The sequence below is a fragment of the Mycobacterium sp. E136 genome (genome assembly GCF_001666865.1).
In the GTDB taxonomy this organism is placed as follows: Bacteria; Actinomycetota; Actinomycetes; order Mycobacteriales; family Mycobacteriaceae; genus Mycobacterium.
Genome location: NZ_LZJE01000401.1, coordinates 1 through 2888, shown reverse-complemented (window position 1 = coordinate 2888; position 2888 = coordinate 1). Strand labels below are relative to the sequence as shown.

The following is a 2888-nucleotide window of genomic DNA, read 5'->3' as shown; positions in this document are numbered from 1 at the left end:
GCACCGTCGTCGCAGTTGGCCCCGGCCGCTGGGATGAGGACGGCGAAAAGCGCATCCCGCTGGACGTCTCCGAGGGCGACACCGTCATCTACAGCAAGTACGGCGGCACCGAGATCAAGTACAACGGCGAGGAGTACCTGATCCTGTCGGCACGCGACGTGCTGGCCGTCGTCAACAAGTAAGCACCCGTGTTCCGCCCCGGGAATCCCCGTCCGCACGGGTGATTTCCGGGGCGGTATGCGTCTAACTGAAAGACAGCTATGAGCAAGCAGATTGAGTTCAACGAAACTGCGCGCCGCGCAATGGAAGCCGGCGTAGACAAGCTGGCCGACGCGGTGCGGGTGACCCTTGGGCCGCGCGGCCGCAACGTGGTGCTGTCCAAGTCGTGGGGCGGGCCGACCGTCACCAACGACGGTGTGACGATCGCCCGCGAGATCGACCTCGAAGACCCGTTCGAAAACCTCGGCGCGCAGCTGGTCAAGTCGGTCGCCACCAAGACCAACGACGTGGCGGGCGACGGCACCACCACCGCGACCGTGCTGGCCCAGGCCCTGGTCAAGGGCGGCCTGCGCAACGTCGCGGCGGGCGCCAACCCGATCGCACTCGGTGCGGGCATCGCCAAGGCCGCCGATGCGGTGTCGGAGGCACTGCTGAGCGCGGCCACGCCGGTGTCGGAGAAGAACGCCATCGCCCAGGTCGCCACGGTCTCGTCGCGCGACGAGAAGGTCGGCGAACTGGTCGGCGAGGCGATGACGAAGGTCGGCGCCGACGGCGTCGTCTCCGTCGAGGAGTCCTCGACGCTGGAGACCTATTTGGAGATGACCGACGGCGTCGGCTTCGACAAGGGCTACCTCTCGGCGTACTTCGTCACCGATTTCGACGCCCAGGAGGCGGTGCTCGAGGACGCGTACGTGCTGCTGCACCGCGAGAAGATCAGTTCCCTGCCGGACCTGCTGCCGCTGCTGGAGAAGGTCGCCGAGGCGGGCAAGCCGCTGTTGATCATCGCCGAAGACGTTGAGGGCGAAGCACTCTCGACGCTGGTGGTCAACGCGATCCGCAAGACGCTCAAGGCCGTGGCGGTCAAGGCGCCGTTCTTCGGTGATCGCCGCAAGGCTTTCCTCGAAGACCTCGCCATCGTCACCAACGGCCAGGTCGTCAATCCCGATGTCGGCCTGGTGCTGCGCGAGGTCGGCCTCGAGGTGCTGGGCACCGCCCGGCGCGTGGTGGTCAACAAGGACAGCACCACGATCGTCGACGGCGGTGGCACCAAGGAAGCCATCGAGGCGCGAAAGTCGCAGCTGCGGGCCGAGATCGAGGTCTCCGATTCCGAGTGGGACCGCGAGAAGCTCGAGGAGCGGTTGGCCAAGCTGGCCGGCGGTGTCGCCGTCATCCAGGTGGGCGCCGCGACCGAGACCGACCTGAAGAAGCGCAAGGAAGCCGTCGAGGACGCCGTCGCGGCGGCCAAGGCGGCCGTCGAGGAGGGCGTCATCGCCGGTGGCGGTGCGGCGCTGGTCCAGACGCGCGGTGCACTGGAGAAGTTGCGCGACAGCGTGTCCGGTGACGAGCGCCTCGGCGTCGAGCTGTTCTCGGCAGCGCTCGGGTCTCCGCTGTACTGGATCGCCACCAACGCCGGCCTGGACGGCGCGGTCGTGGTGAACAAGGTGACGGAGTCGCCTGCGGGACATGGCTTCAACGCCGCGACCCTGACCTTCGGTGACCTGGCGGCCGACGGTGTCGTCGATCCGGTCAAGGTGACGCGTTCGGCGGTGTTGAACGCGGCGTCGGTGGCCCGCATGGTGCTCACCACCGAGACCGCAGTTGTGGACAAGCCGGAGGAACCCGAGGATGACGGCCACGGCCACGGACACGGCCACCACCACCATCACTGATCAGTAGTTCGAAACACCCCCGGTCACCAGGCCGGGGGTGTTTTGTTCTGACATGGACCGCATCTGGCAGTGGGCATGGGACCGGTATGGACCGAGGTATTCGTGGGCGATATGGGGAGTCACGTTGGCCTCGATGCTGGTGACCTACATCCTGTGGTCGCAGCTGCTCGTCGCTTTCGAGGACTCGGATCGCTATGTCGCGGCGGCGGTGGTCACAGCAATCGCCGTTCTGGTGAACGCGTCGGTGTCGATACTTCCCGCCAGCCGGATGTTTCGTCGGGCGCATCAGTGGGCGGCGGGTCGCGAAGTTGACCGCAAGGAGGCTCTGACAGACACGTACGCCTGGAGCAGAGCTGCGAGCGTCCGAGCGACGTGGTTCCTGCCTATGTGGACCGCGCTGTTTACATTGTCCGTCGGCGCGGTGGCGGGAGCGACGGGATGGCGGCTGGCCCAGTACGCAATCCTGGGTGCCGCATTGGGCATCGCCATGGCGCTGCTCGGCATGCACACCTCTGTGCAGGGAGCGATGCGTCCGGTTCGAGCCGCACTTGCCGCCGATACCGTAATCGGTGACGAGCTGCCCCGCTCACATCCGACCTTCGCGGCGTGGCTCAACGTCGCGATGCTGGGCTCTCTGTTTGCTTCCACAGTCATCGGCGCGACGCTGGGCATCGTGTGGGATTCTGCCGCAAAATCTCCGGCGCTTCTCGTCTTAATCGGTTGCGTGGCAATCGGTCTCTACTGGCCGATCACTGTCAGCGGCGTCGTTCTACCGTCTTTGCGGCCGATTCGCGACCTCGCCGGCGGAACTGAACGGGTCGCCGTCGGTGATTACACCCAGCACCTGCCCGTGGTCCAAGACGATGACTTGGGAGCGCTTGCGGCATCGTTCAATCGCATGCAGACGGGACTGGTTGAACGGCAACGACTCCAGGCCGCCTTCGGCACCTACGTCGACCCAGCGCTTGCCGGCCGTCTCCTCGAGCAGGGTGACGACGT

The 2888-nt window shown here is 66.2% G+C and carries 3 protein-coding genes; all 3 read left to right on the top strand.

What is annotated here, in order from left to right:
- Window positions 1-182, top strand: a 182-nt coding sequence (locus A5698_RS27585) for a co-chaperone GroES (RefSeq protein WP_197506915.1), incomplete at its 5' end; no start/stop codon positions are given.
- A gap of 78 nt (window positions 183-260) precedes the next feature.
- Window positions 261-1889 (top strand): chaperonin GroEL, encoded by a 1629-nt coding sequence (gene groL / locus A5698_RS27580; RefSeq protein WP_068303722.1) that lies wholly within the window; start codon window positions 261-263, stop codon window positions 1887-1889.
- A gap of 133 nt (window positions 1890-2022) precedes the next feature.
- On the top strand, window positions 2023-2888 hold an 866-nt coding region (locus tag A5698_RS27575), incomplete at its 3' end, for a HAMP domain-containing protein (protein ID WP_231967578.1).